Source organism: Pseudoalteromonas sp. P1-30 (genome assembly GCF_001400005.1).
Classification (GTDB): Bacteria; Pseudomonadota; Gammaproteobacteria; order Enterobacterales; family Alteromonadaceae; genus Pseudoalteromonas; species Pseudoalteromonas atlantica.
In genome coordinates this window covers 1-1,542 of the sequence record NZ_LKBC01000029.1, presented here as the reverse complement: position 1 = coordinate 1,542, position 1,542 = coordinate 1, and the positions used below count along the sequence as shown (strand labels likewise).

Annotated in this window: 2 protein-coding genes; both read right to left on the bottom strand. The window is 42.3% G+C overall.

Annotation, left to right across the window (positions count from 1 at the left end; genetic code table 11):
- Window positions 1–74: 74 nt before the first annotated feature.
- Window positions 75–572 (bottom strand): M48 family metallopeptidase, encoded by a 498-nt coding sequence (locus AN395_RS19240; protein ID WP_054983976.1) that lies wholly within the window; start codon window positions 570–572, stop codon window positions 75–77.
- Between the two features lie 12 nt (window positions 573–584).
- Entirely contained in the window at window positions 585–1,433 is an 849-nt protein-coding gene (locus AN395_RS19235; RefSeq protein WP_054983975.1) for a DUF72 domain-containing protein, read from the bottom strand.
- Window positions 1,434–1,542: the final 109 nt, after the last annotated feature.

Below are 1,542 nucleotides of genomic sequence, written 5' to 3'. Positions count from 1 at the left end.
GAATCAATGAATTAAAACCCCGTGTCTACTTTATCGGGGTCAGATCAGACCGCTGACCGCTGACCGCTGACCGTTCATGAATAAGGATTCTCTCCCATCGCTACCACCACACAAAAAATCCGTAAATCTAACTCTAACTGATGGTATTGGGGCTCTATGTGGCAGCACAGTTTATAAAAGCTTTTGTTGTGATCTTTTTCTTTAAAGTGGGCGAGTTCGTGTACGACTAGCGCTTTTAACAGTGGCTCAGGTGCGCGCAGTAAATCGCTGTTTATGGCTAAATCGTGCTTACGGGTTTTACCTTGCATGCGGTAGGTGTGGGTACCGAGTGCATTGGTAACCATATCACCTTGTTTTTTAAATGCAGCGCGTCCAAACGGTGGGGCGTTTTTTAAATACTGTTTTTTTAAATCAGTGGCGTAGCTGTAAAGTAGTTTGTCGGTGGTGATGGTGTGCGCATGTGGGTATTTTTTAAGTAAGTAGTCACATACCTTATTGTTATTTATAAGGCTTAATACTTGTTCAACAATGTTAGCTGGGTAGCCGGTAAAGTAACGTGCGTATTCACTCATTTTATTCTCTATTTAAAAAAGCGTTGGCTGGTGGGCTTCTTTTTCGCCGCTGAATGGATTTAATACCGGGTGATTATACCCTAGGTCTTCACAAAACTGCCTAGCAAGGAGTGGAGATTCTCGGTTATCGGCAGTATGAAAAAACACATACGGGGTTTTTCCCTCATCAAGCCATTGTTTTACTTTATTGAGCCACGGTTTATAAAAGGGTTTATAGTCGTTTTGTAAATCGGCTATTACAAAGCGCGCCATCGGCTGCGAGCCAGTAGCTATTGCATGTACCGGTAAGTGGGGCTTTTTTTGTTGTGCATCTATTAAAGCCTCGGTAGTGGGCTTTACTGTAAAAAGCGCACGGGTATCCATAGAAATACGGTTTATATTATTTGCCATTAATAGCTGATTAAGGGCAATTTCGGCCTCACCTTTTTTAAAAAAATCACTATGGCGTACTTCTACACCGTACTTTAGCTCTTTGGGGAGCAAGCTAATAAATTGCGTTAATTTAGGTAAATCGTTTGGACCAAACGCTTTGGGTAATTGCAGCATTATTTGCCCTGTTTTTTCAAGTATTGGGGTAAATAACGTAAGCCAGTCATTAAGTTCTGTTTGAACATTACTAAGCGCAAGTTCGTGGCTAAAGCGACGATGAAACTTAAACGTAAATTTAAAGTCCTCGGGTACGCTTTGAGCCCAGCGTAAAACAGTGCTTGGCGCTGGGTCTGCGTAAAAGCTGGTATTGCCTTCAACTGAGTTAAAATGCTGGGCATATTGGCTTAGCATATCGGCATTTTTACATTGGCGGGTAAATAAGTTGCCTTTCCAGGCGCTGCTCGACCACTGAGGGCATCCAATATATAACATAAAAAGGGTGGCTTAATGACTTCGTGGCGTAAGTGTACCAAATACATACGGTGCTTGCTGCAAATTAACATTACAAAGATCAACACGCCCTAGGGCGTGTTGATCTTTG

What these genes read in the sequence shown, in the direction of transcription:
- AN395_RS19235 (WP_054983975.1), bottom strand. Translation starts at nt 1,433, where the DNA reads ATGTTATATATTGGATGCCCTCAGTGGTCGAGCAGCGCCTGGAAAGGC.
- AN395_RS19240 (WP_054983976.1), bottom strand. Translation starts at nt 572, where the DNA reads ATGAGTGAATACGCACGTTACTTTACCGGCTACCCAGCTAACATTGTT.